Genomic DNA, 16,552 nt, shown 5'->3' on the forward strand with positions numbered 1-16,552 from the left:
ACTAGTGCGCCACGCCTGCGGCACCGTGCTCGTCCACCAGCGCGCCGGTGACGAATCGGTCCAGACTGAACGGTGCGATGTACTCGTGCACCTCGTCGTTGGCGATGGTGTCGGCCAGGCACCAACCGGCACCGGGGGTGGCCTTGAATCCGCCTGTACCCCAACCGCAATTGAGGAACACGTTGTCGAACGGCGTGCGTCCGACGATGGGGGAGGCGTCGGGGCAGACGTCCACGATGCCGGCCCAGGTGCGCAGCAGGTGCGCGCGAGCGAAGACGGGGAACAACTCCACCGCAGCCGCCATCTGCCGTTCGATGATGTGGAACGCACCGCGCTGGCCGTAGCCGTTGTAGGAGTCGACGCCTGCACCCATCACCAGTTCGCCCTTGTGGGCCTGAGAGACGTACACGTGCACGGCATTCGACATGACGACCGTGGGATGCACGGGCTCGAGCAACTCCGAGACGAGGGCCTGCAGCGGATGGCTCTGCAGCGGAGTCTTGATGCCGAGCATGTCCGTCAGCGTCGAGGTGTGCCCGGCTGCGCACAGCGCGACCTGGCCGGTGGCGATGTCGCCACGCGTGGTCTTCACCCCGGTGACGCGGTTGCCGTCGGTGGTGAAGCCGGTGACCTCACAGTTCTGGATGATGTCGATACCGGCCGCGTCGGCGCGTCGGGCAAATCCCCAGGCGACGTAGTCGTGCTTGGCGATGCCGGCGCGTGGCTGGTACGTCGCACCGAGCACCGGGTAGCGAATGTCGCTGGAGATGTTGACGATCGGGCACAGCTTCTTGACCTCGTCGGGGTCGACCCACTGAGCGTCGATGCCGTTGAGTCGGTTGGCCTCGACGCGTCGCACGCTGTCGCGCACGTCCTGCAGGCTGTGCGCGAGGTTGAGGACGCCGCGCTGGCTGAACAGGATGGGGTAGTCGAGGTCGTCGGCGAGCCCTTCCCACAGCTTCAGCGAGTGCTCGTAGATGCGCGCGCTCTCGTCCCACAGGTAGTTGGACCGGATGAGGGTGGTGTTGCGCGCCATGTTTCCGCCGGCGAGCCACCCCTTCTCCAGCACAGCCACATTGGTGATGCCGTGGTTCTTGGCGAGGTAGTGCGCGGTGGCCAGGCCGTGTCCGCCGCCGCCGATGATCACGACGTCGTACGACTTCTTCGGCTCGGGGTTGCGCCACAGGAAGTCCGGGTGGTCGGGCAGATGTGCGCCCGGAGGGGTTGCGGGGGCGGTCATCGGTAGCCTTCCGTCAGGTCGGAGTAGAGGGGGAACTGCGCGGCGACGGCTTCGACCCGGATTCGCAGTGCATCGAGTCCGCGGTCGTCGGTGTCGGGACGCAACGCGTGGGCGATGACGTCGGAGACCTCGGCGAACGCCGTGGCGTCCAGGCCGCGGGTCGCGAGGGCCGGGGTGCCGATGCGGACTCCGGAGCTCACCATGGGTGGCCGTGGATCGAACGGAACTGCGTTGCGGTTCACGGTGATTCCGACGTGATGGAGTCTGTCCTCGGCCTGCTTGCCGTCCAGTTCGGACTTGCGCAGGTCCACGAGAACGAGGTGGACGTCGGTGCCGCCCGAGACCACGTCGATGCCTGCGGCTGCTGCGTCGTCGGTCAACAGTCGATCGGCCAAGATCTTCGCGCCTTCGAGGGTGCGCTGCTGCCGTTCCCGAAAGTCTTCTTCGGCAGCAAGTTTGAAGGCGACGGCCTTGCCGGCGATGACGTGTTCGAGGGGCCCGCCCTGCTGACCGGGAAAGACCGAGGAGTTGAACTTCTTCGCCAGCGCGGCGTCGTTGGTGATGATGACGCCGCCGCGCGGTCCGCCGAGCGTCTTGTGCGTCGTCGAGGTGACCACGTGCGCGTGCGGTACCGGTGACGGGTGCAGTCCGGCGGCGACCAGGCCGGCGAAGTGCGCCATGTCCACCATCAGGTAGGCACCGACTTCGTCTGCGATGCGGCGGAATTCGGCGAAGTCGAGGTGGCGCGGGTAGGCGGACCAACCGGCCATGATCAGCTTGGGACGGTGCTCGTGGGCGAGGCGCTCCACCTCTGCCATGTCGACGAGATGGTCGTCTTCGCGGACGTGGTAGGCCGAGACGTCGTACAGCTTGCCGGAGAAGTTCAGCTTCATGCCGTGCGTGAGGTGTCCGCCGTGGGCGAGTGCGAGACCGAGAATCGAATCGCCCGGCTGTAGCAGTGCCGCCATGGCAGCGGCATTGGCCTGCGCACCGGAGTGCGGCTGCACGTTGGCGAACGACGATCCGAACAAGGCGTTGAGCCGGTCGATCGCGAGTTGCTCGATGACGTCGACGTTTTCGCATCCGCCGTAGTAGCGCCGGCCGGGGTAGCCCTCGGCGTACTTGTTCGTCAGTACCGAACCCTGCGCCTGCATGACGGCCAAGGGTGCGAAGTTCTCGCTCGCGATCATTTCGAGGGTGTTCTGCTGGCGGCCGAGCTCGGCACTGATCGCGCGGTGCACCTCGGGGTCGAGATCGGCGAGTACTCGGTTCGTCACGCCTCTCGGGTGCGGTGCCGTCGCCGTCGGTGCGAAGTTCTGCGTCAAGATGGCCGCCCTTCTGGAAGATCAATGATCTGGAACTGATATATCAAGATGCCAATAGAGTAAGATCACAAAGCAGAGCCGTCAAGGGCGGGGCGTCGACCGGGAGTGAGCAGAGAAGATGGCGATCGAAATTCAGCCGGTGATGGATGCCACGCAGTTTGTCGGAACCAATGCCGATCGAGCCTACGAAATAGTGCGTGAGCAGCTGATCATGCTGGAAATTCGTCCGGGTGAACCGATCAACGACGACCGCCTGGCCGAGCAATTGGGGTTGGGTCGCACACCGATTCGTGAGGGTCTCAAACGACTCGAACGAGAGCGCCTCGTCGTCGCATATCCCCGGCGCGGAACCTTCGCGACCGCCGTCGACATGACCGACCTGGCCAACATCTCGGAGATCCGCAAGCAGCTCGAGCCGGCGGCCTCGGCTCGTGCGGCGCGGACCGCGACACGGGCGGCCCGAGACCGGCTGGCCGAGCTCGCGGCCTCCATTGCGAGCATCGACGACACCGACGATTCACGCGAGGTGCTGCGCAAAGATGTTGCGGTGCACCGAGAGATCTATCGGGCGTCGGGCAATCCTCACCTCGAAGACATTCTGGTCAGCCTCGACGCGCACGCCACGCGCATCTGGTGCCTGTTTCTCGACCGACTCCCGAATGTGGCCGGCCATGTCCGTGAGCACGTCGTGTTGCTGCAGGCGATCATCGACGGCGACGCCGATACCGCTGCCGAACTGACCCTCGAACATGTCACCGGCTTCGAGAACGCGATCAGGGAACTGTTGTAGTCGCAGCCGCGATGCGCTCGGCGGCACCGCGCAGCGCGGTCGAGATGGCATACATCGCCGGGGTGTACTGACGCCTGGCGAGTGACGCGATGTAGATGACGCGCGTCGGCACCCGATCCGTGTCGGGGAAGTCGATGGTGGTGACGTCGGGTCGATGGTGAATCACCGACAACCCGGGCACCATGGCGATGCCGACACCGGCAGCCACCATGGCCTCGATCTCCTGATAGTCGTGTGCCTCGTAGACGACGTCGGGCTCGAATCCTGCTACGCGACAACTGCGATAGAGAACTTCGGCAGCCGGGTGGTCGTTGCTGCGGATGATCCATCGCGCGTCACGAAGATCGTGCAGCGATACATCGTGCTGCACCCGATCGTCGTCGATCGGCAGCAGCAGCACGGTCGGGTCTTCCATCAGCGGCTCGAGTGACAGCGATCGTTCGGCCTCTTCCGTCCAGGCGTAGCTCCACAGCAGCGCCAGGTCGATTTCGCTCGAATGCAGCATGTCGAGCAACTGCGGGCGCACCGCCGATCGCACGCGGACGTCGACGCCGGGCCACCGCGAGTGGTAGTCCTTCAACGCGTCGGAGAGCAGCGACGCGCTGACCGTGGGAAACGAGCCGAGCCGCACCGAACCGCGTTCGAGCCCTCGGATCGCTTCGAGGTCGCCGCTCGCGGCGCGCATCTCCCGTCTGAACAAGCGGGCGCGGCTGGTGAGGATTTCGCCGGCTTCGGTGAGTTGTACGCCGCGTGGCAGGCGGGTCAACACCGGTTGTTTGATGCCGTGTTCGAGTTTGCTGATGCGCTGCGACGCCGCGGAGGGGGTCATGTTCGCCCGCTCGGCACCGGCCGTCAGCGATCCGGCCTCGGCGATGTCGAGAAGAAGAAACAACGTCACGACGTCGAAGGTGTGGTTCATGCGTCTATCTTTCAGCTGAGCTAAACGGCTAGGTAGCAAAACGATATTGTCCTAAAAGGCGGACGTCAATAATGTGACTGGGACAACGTTCGAGTGCGGATGTAACCGAGCACCTACCAGCCACCTGAAAGACGCCCATGACCTCCATCGAGATCCTCCCGCTCATCGCATTGGTTGCGATGTTCGTGATCGCAACCTTCTTTCCGATCAACATCGGCATCCTCGGCTTCATCGGTGCCTTCGTGGTCGGATACTTCGCGCTGGGATTCGACGACAAGGAAATTCTGAACGAGTTCCCCAGCTCGATCGTGTTGACCATCGTCGGAGTCACCTACTTCTTCGGCATGGCCAAACGCAACGGCACCATCGATCTTCTGGTCAACAGCTGCATCCGAGCGGTGCACGGTCGAGTGACGGTGGTTCCGTGGGTGTTCTTCTTCGTCGCCTCGGTCCTGACTGCACTCGGTACCTTCAGCCCCGCCGCGGTGGCGCTCATCGTGCCTGCAGCCATGGCATTCGCAGCTCGAACCGGCATGAGCCCGCTGGTCATGGGGATCATGGTCATCAACGGTGCCCATGCAGGCGCGTTCTCCCCGATCTCCGTTTCCGGTGTACTGGTTCGCGACATCGTCGAGAACAACGGCCTCGCCCTGAACCCGTGGACGCTGTTCTTCGCCAGCTACGGCATCAACCTGCTGCTCTCGGTGCTGACGGTTGTCGGCTACGCGGCCCTGGCCCGCATGAAGGGCTTCGAGTACACCGCAACGGGGTCCACCGATCCCGCTCCCGGTAGTGGCCCCGTAGGCGGAACGCCGGTCAAGACGTCCGTCCCCACCGGCGGCGGTACCGGCGGCGGCAGCTCGGCAGGAGGCAGCACCCAGGTGCTGACTCGTCCGACCACAACCACACTGGTCGACGCCCCGGCGCCGGTCACGTTCGTCCAGAAGCTCACGCTTTTCCTCATCGGCGCACTCCTGGTACTCGTTCTCGTACTGCACTTGCCGATCAGCTTCATCGCCATCGGAGCCGGAGCGGTCCTGGCGTTCACGGATCTGAAGAAGCAGAACGAGGCGATCGCAGACATCAGTTGGTCGACGGTTCTGCTGGTCGCCGGCATGGTCACCTACATCTCCATCCTGCAAGAAGTGGGCACCATCGATCACCTGGCCGAAATGGCGATCACCATCGGTGCTCCGATCATCGTGGCCATCGTGCTCTGCTACGTCATCGGCATCACCTCGGCCTTCGCGTCCTCCACCGCTCTGCTGGCCGCCGTCATTCCGCTGGCCATGCCGCTGCTGGGAACCGGTGCACTGCCGGTCGTCGGAGTCGTCGCTGCTCTGGCTATCTCGGCCACCGTCGTCGATGTCTCGCCGTTCTCCACCAACGGTGCGCTCGTGCTGGCCAACGCGCAGAACATCGAGCGCCCGCGCTTCTACCGTCAACTGTTGCTCAATGCAGGGATCGTCGTCGCCATCGCGCCGGCCCTGTGCTGGTTGATCCTGGTGGTCGTGCCCGAGCTGTTCTGACCGGGACGAGCGCGTTAAGCGCTCCTGCATGGCTTGAACATATTTCGTAATTGTGCTTGACCATCCTCTGTCGCAGGGTGGAAGCATCGGATCCTGATCGGAAGGCACACCAGATGTTCACTCTTCGTGGAACGTGGATGCGTGGAGGCACCAGCAAGTGCTGGCTGTTCAACGCGGTCGACATCGACCCGTACATCGCCGACGCCGGCGGTCTCGACAACATCCTGACCGCGGCCTTCGGATCGGGTGACCCGCGTCAGCTCGACGGTGTCGGGGGCGGCAGCTCCACCACCTCCAAGGCCGCCATCGTTCGACGCTCCAGCGCACCCGGTATCGATGTCGACTACCTGTTCGCTCAGGTCGCCATCGAGAACCGCACCGTGGAGTGGGGTAGCAACTGCGGAAACTGTGCGACGGCAATCGGCCTCTACGCCGTGCAGACCGGTCTCGTCGCCGTGGACGACCACGTCACCGTGGTCCGGATGCGCAACGAGAACACCGGCGCAATTCTGGCGGCGGAGATCGCGACCCCCGGCGGACGCATTCCTGCCGAGGGCGACGCGTCCGTCCCCGGCACCACGGCTCTCGGCGTCCCGGTGGGGTTGACCTTCACCGATCCGGCGTCGGATCGAGTGACGATGCTTCCCACCGGTGCCGAGGTCGATCGAGTCGCATTCGGCGGCAACGAGTTCCGCGGAACGTTCGTTCGAGCGGGTGCGCCCGCCGCATTGTTCGACGCCGCCGATTTCGGATTGACCGGGTCGGAGCCCAACGACGTCGTCGCCGCTCACGTCCCCACCCTCATCGCGTTACGCCGACAGGCCGCTCTGCGGATGGGGCTGAGCAAGCCCGAAGAACCTGTCTCGCATGCCATTCCGAAGGTCGGGATCGTCGGCCCGCCGCGGGAGTACGTGACGACGACGGGTGAGCACGTAGCATCCGCGGATTACGACATCTCGGTACGCATGCTCTCGATGATGGCCCCGCACCCGGCGATCGGACTGACCTCCGCGGTGGCCGTGGCGGCAGCGGCAACGGTCATCGGTGGGGTCGTCACTGCCAACGCAGGGTCCGGCCGTCCAGGAACAATTCGGATCGGCACCGCCGCGGGAGTGCTCGAGGTCGACTACACAGTGGACGCCAACGGGTTACTGCAGTCGGTCACCCTCCATCGCGCAGTGCGACGCATCGCCACCGCAGACCTCTTCGTGGTGCCGATGCCCGCCCTGGTCGGTGCGCACGCGTTCTGAGCAGCTTCCCTCGTGCGCGTTTTGCGTACCTGGAGGCGCGCAAAACGCGCACGACCGGAGCTACACACCACCGAGGACCGCGTCGACCAGACATTCTGCGTAGACGCGGTCCTCGGTGTCGCCTCGATCGGCATCGGTGTGATGCGAGAAGATGACGTGGCTGAGAACCGCTCCGGTTACCAGTTCGAGAATCCTGGTGGTATCGGCCGACTCGGGTAATTCGCCCCGTTTCTGGGCTCGGTGCACGATCAGCCGGGCCGCAACCAGTCGGCTTCGGTTGAGTGTGTCGATCATGTGCCCGAGTAGGTCGGGGTGCACCCGCGCATCGAGGGCGACGCGCAGGCTGACGAGACCGGCCGTTCCTCGGTAGCCCTGCAGAAGCTGCACCGCCAATTCGACGAGATCCGCCCGCAGGTTGCCGAGGTCGATCGGTGTCGCGAGCGGACTTCGAGCGTCCAGCGCGTCGACGACCAAGGCCCCCTTCGATTCCCAGCGCCGATAAAGCGCCGCCCTGCCGACGGACGCGCGGCGGGCAACGGCGTCGAGTGTGAAACCCGACCAGCCTTTCTCCCAGTAGACCTCGAGCACTGCGTCGTAGACGCGGTCCTCCAGATCAGGATCGCGCGGCCTGCCCCGTCGGCTCCTGGTTTTGTCGGTCACCCAGGGATTGTGGCACCTACCCAGCATTGCGGACAATCCGTGTCTGTAATAGGTTCCCGGTCATGAGTTCAGTACGCCACGAGGCGTCGACGGTGGATCCGAGACGTGTTCCGGTGATCGTGGCTATCGGTGAGACAAGCGGCCGCGGCGAACCCATGGGCGTCGAACCCATGGAACTGATCACGCGCGCTGCCACCGAGGCACTCCGGGATTCGCCGACGTCGGAGCCGTGGATTCGCAGAGCGGACAGCATCACGTTCTGCCACATCGCCAGCTGGGCTTACGCCAGTCCCGCCGCTGCGCTGGCCCGTAGATTCGGTGCCACCCCCACAGATGTGTTCGACGCGCCGATCGGTGGCCAGTGGCCCGCGCGCCTGCTCGATCGCGCAGCCTCGCGCATTGCGTCCGGGGAGTCGACGGTAGCGGTGATCGCGGGCGGTGAAGCGCAGGCCTCGATGGGTGCCTTGGTCAAGGCCGGGCGAGAGCCCGTGCGGGATGGGGGATGGAGCGCGGACCCGGGAGGTCCGCCCACCTTCGATCTCGATCAACTCGGAAGTGCCGCAATGCAAGACGCCGGACTGATCACTCCGGTTCGGATCTATCCCTTGTTCGAGAGCCGCTTCAGATTCGAGGCCGGACTGGATCCGGAGTCTCGACTGGCCGAGTGCAGCGACCTGTATGCGGACTTTTCCGTTGTCGCCCAGAAGAACCCGTACTCGTGGAACGGGCGAGTGCGGACGGCTGCCGACATCGGCACGCCGTCGCCGAAGAACCGCATCGTGTGCGAGCCGTATCCGTTGTCGATGAACGCCATGCCGTTCGTCGACCAGGCGGCGTGCATCGTGGTGACCAGCTTGGCCGAAGCCCGAGAACGCGGTGTCCCCGAGGGCGACATCGTGTTCGTCTGGGGCGGTGCGGGTGCCGAGGATTCGGTCGACATTCTCGACCGCGGCGGTTTCGGCCGGTCTCCAGCGATGGAGGATGCGATGGACCGAGCCTTGCGCGCCGCAGAGATCGGAGTCGAACAACTCGACGTGGTCGACGTGTACAGCTGTTTCCCGATCGTGCCGACCCTCGCCTCCCGTCACCTCGGAACGCCGAAATCATTGGTACCCAGTGTGACCGGTGGTCATTCGTCCTTCGGGGGTCCCCTCAGTAGCCATTCGCTGCATTCGATCACCGCATCCGTCCGCGAGATTCGCGGCGGCAAGAACTGCGCACTGGTGCACGCGAACGGTGGCTACATGACGTATCACCACTCGGTGCTGCTCGGTGGCGCCCAGCACCCACAGGGCTACGTCGGAAATCCCGAACCCGCAGTGCTGACGCCGGATCCACCGCCTCGTGCACCTGTACAGGACGGGACTCTCGTGGTGGAGACAGTGTCCGTCGAGCATTCTCGGCAGCAGGAACCGAACCAGGCGTTCCTCGTCGCGAGAGACGAGCGCGGGCGACGCGTCGCCGCACAGACGGCACCCGGGGACACGGCCAGCGCCCGTGCGCTGTCTCTGTATCGAACCGACCCGGCACGCGAAATCATCGGGACCACAGTCACTGTCGACACCATCGAGGGGAACATTCGTGTCCGAAGCAGCTAGCGCCGAACCTGTCGTCCTGACCAGGCGGGAAGGTCACGTACTCGTCGTCACCATCAACCGACCGCGAGCTGCCAACAGCATCGACGCCCGCGTGCACACGTCGCTCGGGGAGGCGTGGGAGTCCGCCGAGGCAGATCGAGACATCCGAGCCATCGTCCTGACCGGCGCGGGATCGGCGACTTTCTGTGGCGGTGCCGATCTGAAGGCCCTCGGCACCGGAGGGCCCGGCGCGGTGACCCCGTCCGAGACCGAACACTGGGGGTTCGCCGGCATTGTGCAACACCCGATCTCGGTCCCGGTCATCGCGGCCGTGAACGGGTCGGCGATGGGAGGAGGAACCGAGATAGCTCTGGTCTCGGACATGGTCGTCGCGTCGGACACGGCCGTGTTCGGCCTGCCCGAGATCCGGCGTGGTCTCATCGCCGGTGCAGGTGGCGCTTTTCGGCTGATGTCCGCGGTGCCGGAACACATTGCCCTGGAGATGATCTTGACCGGACAGCCGATCTCCGCGCAGGAAGCCGCACGGTGGGGATTGGTCAACAGAGTTGTGGCCTCGACCGAGGTCCTCGACACCGCGCTCGAACTTGCTCGGCTCTGCGAGGAAGGCGCTCCGCTGGCGGTGCGCGCATCCAAGCGTCTGGCCCGACGTATCACCGACGGTGCCATCGCGCACGAGAGAGATTCGTGGGCACAGAACCGTCAGGAATTGGATCGACTCACCACCACGCAAGACGTCGTCGAAGGAATCACCGCATTCCTGCAGAAACGCGATCCGACATGGACCGCGCAGTGAGCGCACGGCCGTGAGCGTGGGAAATCCCGCCCGTACTTTAGACGGTTACAGGGCGGGAGGCACCGTCAAAAGTCGATTGATCCTCCCGCAGTGTCCCTCTATCTGGCAGTGACCTGCTCGTGCTCGTCGCTTGTGGGATTCTCGGTCCAGGGATTGGATTCCCAGGCGAAATTCAGTCCGAAGACGACGCCCGCACCGACCAGCACCATCGATGCGGCTCGCCAGATCGGGATGTCTCCGCCGACGCCCTAGATAATTGCCAGCGCGACGATGGCACCCACGACCGGGCTCAATATCGCGCGTGTGGTGGCGTTCATGAAGTGCCTCCTGATTGTTGTCGTCCGGGCGGCTCGTTCGAGCTCGATGGAGCTCTCCGTTACGTACCAGAAGTAACGATAATGGAGCTGAAGGTTCCACGCCCCCGCGTGGTCGGCTTTCGCGACCAGGCGCTCGAGCTCGCGAACAGCTGCTGGGCCGAAAGCGGAATGGAAGGCCGACGGGCCAGTAGCTACGTACCGACGGTTCTGTGATCGCATGACCCCATGCGTACCTCGACATCCACCCGACTGATCACAGTGATCGCGGCGGCAACGTTGACGGCAGGCGTCGCGTGCTCCTCGACGGCCACTACCGAACCACCGCAATCCGCAGCGAGTACATCTCGGACCACGACCGATCAGGCCATGGCCGAACAGCCATATTCTCAGCTCGAGGCGAGGGACGCCGCTCGGCTCGGCGTCAGCGCGCTCGATCTCACGTCCGGTTCCATCCAGAGTTATCGCGGTGACGAACGTTTCGCGTTCTGCTCGACGTTCAAGGTGTATGCCGTCGGGGCCGTACTCGCCGCCGTCGACGCAGGCAGGCTGCAGCTCACCGACACCAGAACAATCGCCGCAGAAGACAAGGTGCCCGAGTCGGCCGTCGATTGGGCACCCGGCTCGGTCGTCACCATCGCAGATCTCGCCTCCGCAGCGTTGACGAAGAGCGACAACACATCCGGCAATCTGCTGATACGTGAAGCAGGTGGCACAGCGGCGCTCACCGACTTCGCGCGATCGCTCGGCGACACCGAATTTCGCCTTGATCGCACCGAGCCGGAGTTGAACACGGCCATCCCGGACGACCCTCGGGACACCACAACTCCGAACTCGATGGCCGCCGGCTACCGGACCCTGCTCGACGGCGACGCACTGACGCAGGCATCACGACAGCAGTTGCTGGACTGGATGGCGGGCACCCAAACCTCCACGGCCCGCTTCCGCGCGGGCATTCCCCCGCAGTGGACGTCGGCCGACAAGACCGGAACCGGTAGCTACGGTGTCTCCAACGACGCGGGTCTGGTGCTCGGACCCGAAGGTCAGAAGATTCTGCTCGTCGTCCTCAGTGCTACGACGTCGGGTGCGGAGGACTCACCGGCCATGAACGCCCTTGTCGCCGATACGACTCGGACGGTCGTGGAACAGCTGGATTGACGTCAGTTCTCGGATCGGCGGACGGCGTCGACGAGGGGTACGAGGTCCGGTTCACGTGCTGCTTCGTCGAGGGCCTCACGCAGGGCCGCGTCGTTGGTCGGCCGCGCTGCCTCGAGCAGAGCCAGGCCTTCGTCGCTGACGTCGGTGTAGATGCCGCGGCGGTCGGTAGGGCAGAGATAACGGGTGAGTAGCCCGCGGTCCTCGAGGCGGGTGACCAGGCGGGTCGTCGCACTCTGGCTCAGGACGACGGCGTCGGCCACCTGCTTCATCTGCAGGTGCCCGCCCACCCCGTCGTGCTGACGTGCCAGGACGTCGAGCAGCCAATACTCGCGAGCGCTGAGGTTGTGGCCGGCCTGCAGAGCCTTCTCGATGCGGCTCTCGATGCGACCGTGCAGGACCGACAACGCCAGCCAGTTCTGGGCCAGCGCCGTCAGGGCGGGGTCCTTCGCCGTCATTGCTGCGCCTTCCGTGCCGATGCTCGTACAGCCACCGTACAGCGCCTGCCGTTAATCGGCGTCTGCAACTACATCGGTCGGCGGGCGACGATGCGTCGAGCATGGGCCAGCACCGGTGCGTCCACCATCTGACCTCGGAAGGCGAACACCCCGCGATTGTGCTCGACGGCGTCGAGTACGGCTGTGGCCCATTCGATTTCCTCGACCGTGGGCGCATAGGCCTCGCGAATGACGGGGATGTGGCTGGGGTGGATGGCCACTTTGCCGTCGAAGCCCACGGCTACAGCGTCGTCGGCCTCGGCGCGGACGCCGTCGAGATCGGGGATGTCGAGGTAGACCGAATCGAGCGCGAACAGTCCCCGCGCCTTGGCGGCCAGCAATGTCTGCGACCGAACATGCTGTGCGACATCGCGGTACTGCCCACCGGTGTGTCGACTCGAATTCCCGCCCATCGCAGCGACCAGATCCTCGGCACCCCACATGGCACCGATGGCATTGTCGGCTGCGAGTGCGTCGAAGACCGTCATCGCGCCGAGCGGGGATTCGATCAGTGCGACGACATTCAGTGACGCCAGAGCTGTTATCTGACCGGCAGATTCACACTTGGGCAACATGACGGTCGTGTACTCGGTGCGCTGCAACGCGTCGAGGTCGGCAGCCTGGTCTTCGGTGCCGTGCGCGTTGACTCGAACGATGGTGCGCGACGGGTCCAGCGGTGTCGACACCACGGACTCGCGAGCGCCGGCTTTGTCCGCGGCACCGACAGCGTCCTCGAGATCGAGGATCACCACATCTGCACGAGCTGCGGCTTTTTCGTAACGCTCGGGCCGGTCTGCCGGGCAGAACAGACACGCCGGGCCAGGGGGAATCCAGGTCACGACGCGTCGTCCTCGGGCCGCATCCGGACGAGAGTCTTGCGGACGGCAATCGCTACGACGTCACCGTGCTGATTTCGACCGGTGTGGGTGAACGTCACGATTCCCTCGCCGGGGCGGGACTTGGATTCGCGCTTGTCCGAGATCACCGTCTCCGCGTAGAGGGTGTCGCCGTGAAACAGCGGCTTCGGGAAGGAGACCTCGGAGAAGCCGAGGTTGGCGACAATCGTGCCCTGGGTCAGCTGCGTCACCGACAATCCGACGAGGGTGGACACGGTGAACATCGAGTTCACCAGCCGTTGACCGAAAGATGTTGTCTCACTGTAGGCGGCATCGAGATGCAGGGCCTGGGTGTTCATCGTCTGCGTGGTGAACGATGTGTTGTCGGCCTCGGTGATGGTCCGTCCGGGGCGATGCTCGTAGACGGTACCGAGCTCCATCTCCTCGAACCACAGGCCGCGTTGCCGAATGCGCTTGTCGCTCATAGCCCCAGGCTCCGCGCGATGAGCATCAGCTGAACCTCGGTGGTCCCTTCACCGATTTCGAGGATCTTGCTGTCGCGGTAGTGACGGGCGACGACGTACTCGTTCATGAATCCGTAGCCGCCGTGAATCTGCGTCGCGTCGCGGGCGTTGTCCATCGCAGCCTCGGAGGCCACGAGCTTGGCGATGGACGCGGCCTTCTTGAAAGGCTTGCCCGCCAACATCAGTGCCGCCGCGTCGTAGTACGCCGTCCGCGCGGTGTGTGCGCGTGCTTCCATGCGGGCGATCTTGAACGAGATCGCCTGATTGCGCGCGATCGGAGCACCGAATGCCTCGCGCTCCTTGGCGTACTTGACGCTCTCGTCGACGCAACCCTGAGCCGCACCGACCGATACTGCAGCGATCGCGATCCGACCCTCGTCGAGGATGTGAAGGAAGTTCGCGTACCCGCGGCCTTCCTGGCCGAGCAGGTTCTCCTGCGGGACTCGTACATCGGTGAAGCTGAGCGGGTGTGTGTCCGAGGCATTCCAGCCGACCTTGTTGTACGCCGCTTCGGCCACGAACCCGGGAGTGTCGGTGGGCACCAGGATCGACGAGATCTGCTTGCGTCCCGTTGTCTCGTCGACGCCGGTCACAGCGGTGACGGTCACGAGTTCGGTGATGTCGGTGCCGGAGTTGGTGATGAACTGCTTGCTGCCGTTGATGATCCAGTCACCGCCGTCGCGCTTGGCGGCGGTCTTGGTGCCGCCCGCGTCGCTACCGGCACCCGGCTCGGTCAACCCGAAGGCCGCGAGAGCTTTGCCCGCGGTGAGCTTGGGTAGCCACTGCTGCTTCTGCTCGTCGTTGCCGAAACGGTAGACGGGCATGGCACCGAGCGAGACGCCTGCCTCGAGCGTCATCGCGACGCTCTGGTCGACCTTGCCGAGCTCTTCGAGTGCCAGGCACAGGGCGAAGTAGTCGCCGCCCATGCCGCCGTACTCCTCGGGGAAGGGCAGACCGAAGAGGCCCATCTCGGCCATCCCTGCGACGACCTCGTACGGAAAGGAATGCTCGGCATCGTGTTTCGCCGAGACCGGCGCGACGACGGTGCGGGTGAAGTCCGCCACGGATTTGACCAGTTGCTGGTATTCGTCGGGCAGATTGGACGACGACAGATGTTCGGTCAAGACTTGTCCTCTTCGGTGTCGGTGGGAACGATGCGGGCGAGGACCTGGTCGACGCGGACCTGATCTCCTACTGCGACTGTGAGTTCGACGGTGCCGTCGATGGGCGTGGTCAAGGTGTGTTCCATCTTCATCGCCTCGACGACGACGATGGCCGTGCCTGCGGTGACGGCGCTGCCGGAGGTCGTTCCGATCGCGATGATGGAACCCGGCATCGGCGAGAGGATCTCTGCGTCCCCGGACTGCGTGTCGTCCTCACGCACATTGGGTTCGGCGATTCGATCGATTCTCCAGGTGCCGCGTGAGCTGGATACCCAGGTGGACGATTCGTTTCGGGCCACGGTCATCGACTCGCGTCGATCGTCGAGAACGAGGTCGATGGAATCCTCGGTAGCGGAGGCTCGCAGTCGGCGCGGTTCTTCGTCGTCGACGACGACCGTCGCCGCATCGAGTGTCCCGGTGATGGACACGTGCGCGGTCCGAGTGCCGGATGTCAGCCGGAGCTGGAACGGTGCGTGCGCTCCCACCCGCCATCCCGACGGCGTTCCCCAGATGTCCTGGCCCGCCTCCTGCCACGTGTCGAGCCAGGCGACGGTGGCTGCGGCGATCATCGCCTCGTCGGGGGCGTCGGCGGCAACGAAATCCTCGACGCGGCGGTCCAGTAGGCCGGTGTCGAGATTGCCGGCACGGACCTCGTTGTCGGCGAGCAGGAATCGAGCGAACTCGATGTTGGTGACGACGCCGAGTACCGAGGTATCGGCCAGAGCACGATCCAGGCTGCGCAGCGCTGTGCTGCGATCGGGGCCGTGCGCGATGACCTTCGAGAGCATCGGGTCGTAGTTGCTGCCCACCTCGGTGCCGATGGCGAGGCCGGAGTCGACGCGGATGCCCGTGCCGGTGGGCTCGCGCAACCCGACGACGGTGCCGCCGGTCGGGAGGAACTCGCGGCCGGGATCCTCGGCGTAGACGCGCGCCTCGATGGCGTGCCCGGTCAGTCGAATATCGTTCTGACTCAGCGTCAGTGACTCGCCGGCGGCGATCCTGACCTGCCACTCCACGAGGTCGATGCCAGTCACCATCTCGGTCACCGGGTGTTCCACCTGGAGTCGAGTGTTCATCTCCATGAAGAAGAAGTCGTCGGGATGATCGGCGGAGACGATGAACTCGACGGTGCCTGCGCCGGAGTAGTCGACGCTGCGAGCGGTGTTGCAGGCAGCCTCGCCGATACGCGCTCGGGTCTGCGCGTCGAGCAGTGGGGACGGCGCTTCTTCGATGACCTTCTGATGGCGTCGCTGCAGGCTGCATTCACGCTCACCGAGGTTGATGACGTTGCCGTGACCGTCGGCGAGGATCTGCACCTCGATGTGCCGGGGACGCAACACGAATCGCTCGAGGAACAGCGTGTCGTCGCCGAACGAGGAGGCCGCCTCGCGGCGGGCACTGGCCAGCGCGGCGGGCAGATCCTCGGCGCGCTCGACCAGACGCATGCCCTTGCCGCCGCCCCCAGCCGAGGGTTTGACCAGGACCGGGAATCCGACGTCGGATGCACCGGCGACGAGGTCGTCGTCGGACAGTCCCGGTCGGGAGATGCCGGGTACGACGGGGACGCCGAAAGCGCTGACGGCGGCCTTGGCGGCGATCTTGTCGCCCATCACCTCGATGGCCTTCTCCGGCGGCCCGAGGAAGGCGATTCCGGCTTCGGCGCAGGCCGCAGCGAAGTGGGAGTTCTCCGAGAGGAAGCCGTAGCCGGGGTGAATTCCCTGTGCGCCGGTAGCTTTCGCGGCGGCGATCACTTTGTCGATGTCGAGGTAGCTCTCGCGTGCGCTGGCGGGGCCGAGTCGTACCGAGGTATCGGCTTCGCGGACGTGCCGGGCGTCGGCGTCCGCATCGCTGTAGACGGCGACGGTCCGAATGCCCATGCGGCGCAACGTTCGAGCGACGCGTACCGCGATCTCACCGCGGTTGGCGATCAGAATGGTGTCCAACATCGTGGTCATCTCT

The 16,552-nt window shown here is 65.0% G+C and carries 15 protein-coding genes; 6 read left to right on the forward strand and 9 right to left on the reverse strand.

The annotated features are described in order from the left end of the window. Nucleotide 1: 1 nt before the first annotated feature. Together CH262_RS03715 and glyA are read right to left on the reverse strand one after the other, a co-directional pair. Nucleotides 2-1,240: a sarcosine oxidase subunit beta family protein gene (locus tag CH262_RS03715; RefSeq protein WP_032367894.1), complete on the reverse strand. Its 1,239-nt coding sequence runs from the start codon at nucleotides 1,238-1,240 to the stop codon at nucleotides 2-4. Continuing rightward, nucleotides 1,237-2,517, reverse strand: coding sequence for a serine hydroxymethyltransferase (gene glyA / locus CH262_RS03720; RefSeq protein ID WP_027494730.1), 1,281 nt, complete (start codon nucleotides 2,515-2,517; stop codon nucleotides 1,237-1,239). The genes CH262_RS03715 and glyA overlap by 4 nt, the downstream gene beginning before the upstream one ends. 166 nt (nucleotides 2,518-2,683) lie before the next feature. On the opposite strand from glyA, the gene CH262_RS03725 reads away from it, so the two are divergent. Continuing rightward, nucleotides 2,684-3,355, forward strand: a complete 672-nt coding sequence (locus CH262_RS03725) for a GntR family transcriptional regulator (RefSeq protein WP_094716923.1) — start codon at nucleotides 2,684-2,686, stop codon at nucleotides 3,353-3,355. Here the strand turns inward: CH262_RS03725 and CH262_RS03730 are convergent. Then, the gene (locus CH262_RS03730) at nucleotides 3,339-4,274 is read right to left on the reverse strand and encodes a LysR family transcriptional regulator (RefSeq protein WP_032367892.1); all 936 of its coding nucleotides are present in this window, start codon (nucleotides 4,272-4,274) and stop codon (nucleotides 3,339-3,341) included. The genes CH262_RS03725 and CH262_RS03730 overlap by 17 nt on opposite strands. A 137-nt stretch (nucleotides 4,275-4,411) precedes the next feature. On the opposite strand from CH262_RS03730, the gene CH262_RS03735 reads away from it, so the two are divergent. Together CH262_RS03735 and CH262_RS03740 are read left to right on the forward strand one after the other, a co-directional pair. Beyond that, nucleotides 4,412-5,803 (forward strand): SLC13 family permease, encoded by a 1,392-nt coding sequence (locus CH262_RS03735; RefSeq protein ID WP_032373557.1) that lies wholly within the window; start codon nucleotides 4,412-4,414, stop codon nucleotides 5,801-5,803. A 113-nt stretch (nucleotides 5,804-5,916) separates the two neighbouring features. Next, the gene (locus CH262_RS03740; RefSeq protein WP_094716178.1) at nucleotides 5,917-7,053 is read left to right on the forward strand and encodes a PrpF domain-containing protein; all 1,137 of its coding nucleotides are present in this window, start codon (nucleotides 5,917-5,919) and stop codon (nucleotides 7,051-7,053) included. A gap of 60 nt (nucleotides 7,054-7,113) precedes the next feature. Here CH262_RS03740 and CH262_RS03745 read toward each other — a convergent pair whose 3' ends face one another. Beyond that, nucleotides 7,114-7,713: a TetR/AcrR family transcriptional regulator gene (locus CH262_RS03745; RefSeq protein WP_256988694.1), complete on the reverse strand. Its 600-nt coding sequence runs from the start codon at nucleotides 7,711-7,713 to the stop codon at nucleotides 7,114-7,116. Between the two features lie 62 nt (nucleotides 7,714-7,775). On the opposite strand from CH262_RS03745, the gene CH262_RS03750 reads away from it, so the two are divergent. The 3 genes from CH262_RS03750 to bla all read left to right on the forward strand — a co-directional run bounded on the left by CH262_RS03750 (nucleotide 7,776) and on the right by bla (nucleotide 11,576). Beyond that, nucleotides 7,776-9,311 (forward strand): acetyl-CoA acetyltransferase, encoded by a 1,536-nt coding sequence (locus CH262_RS03750; protein WP_256988695.1) that lies wholly within the window; start codon nucleotides 7,776-7,778, stop codon nucleotides 9,309-9,311. Then, complete coding sequence (locus CH262_RS03755; RefSeq protein WP_094716926.1) at nucleotides 9,295-10,104, forward strand: enoyl-CoA hydratase/isomerase family protein; 810 nt, start codon at nucleotides 9,295-9,297, stop codon at nucleotides 10,102-10,104. Before CH262_RS03750 ends, CH262_RS03755 begins: the two co-directional genes overlap by 17 nt. 542 nt (nucleotides 10,105-10,646) lie before the next feature. Continuing rightward, entirely contained in the window at nucleotides 10,647-11,576 is a 930-nt protein-coding gene (gene bla, locus CH262_RS03765; RefSeq protein WP_094716928.1) for a class A beta-lactamase, read from the forward strand. Nucleotides 11,577-11,578: 2 nt separating this feature from the next. On the opposite strand, the gene CH262_RS03770 is transcribed toward bla, so the two are convergent. The 5 genes from CH262_RS03770 to CH262_RS03790 all read right to left on the reverse strand — a co-directional run bounded on the left by CH262_RS03770 (nucleotide 11,579) and on the right by CH262_RS03790 (nucleotide 16,548). Then, the gene (locus CH262_RS03770) at nucleotides 11,579-12,031 is read right to left on the reverse strand and encodes a MarR family winged helix-turn-helix transcriptional regulator (protein ID WP_032367885.1); all 453 of its coding nucleotides are present in this window, start codon (nucleotides 12,029-12,031) and stop codon (nucleotides 11,579-11,581) included. Nucleotides 12,032-12,099: 68 nt separating this feature from the next. After that, entirely contained in the window at nucleotides 12,100-12,909 is an 810-nt protein-coding gene (locus tag CH262_RS03775) for an HpcH/HpaI aldolase/citrate lyase family protein (protein ID WP_094716929.1), read from the reverse strand. After that, the gene (locus tag CH262_RS03780) at nucleotides 12,906-13,391 is read right to left on the reverse strand and encodes a MaoC family dehydratase (protein WP_027494718.1); all 486 of its coding nucleotides are present in this window, start codon (nucleotides 13,389-13,391) and stop codon (nucleotides 12,906-12,908) included. Before CH262_RS03780 ends, CH262_RS03775 begins: the two co-directional genes overlap by 4 nt. Then, nucleotides 13,388-14,554, reverse strand: a complete 1,167-nt coding sequence (locus CH262_RS03785; protein WP_094716930.1) for an acyl-CoA dehydrogenase family protein — start codon at nucleotides 14,552-14,554, stop codon at nucleotides 13,388-13,390. Before CH262_RS03785 ends, CH262_RS03780 begins: the two co-directional genes overlap by 4 nt. Further along, complete coding sequence (locus tag CH262_RS03790) at nucleotides 14,551-16,548, reverse strand: acetyl/propionyl/methylcrotonyl-CoA carboxylase subunit alpha (protein ID WP_094717348.1); 1,998 nt, start codon at nucleotides 16,546-16,548, stop codon at nucleotides 14,551-14,553. The genes CH262_RS03785 and CH262_RS03790 overlap by 4 nt, the downstream gene beginning before the upstream one ends. Nucleotides 16,549-16,552: the final 4 nt, after the last annotated feature.

This window comes from Rhodococcus sp. 05-2255-1e, assembly GCF_002259025.1.
Classification (GTDB): Bacteria; Actinomycetota; Actinomycetes; order Mycobacteriales; family Mycobacteriaceae; genus Rhodococcoides; species Rhodococcoides fascians.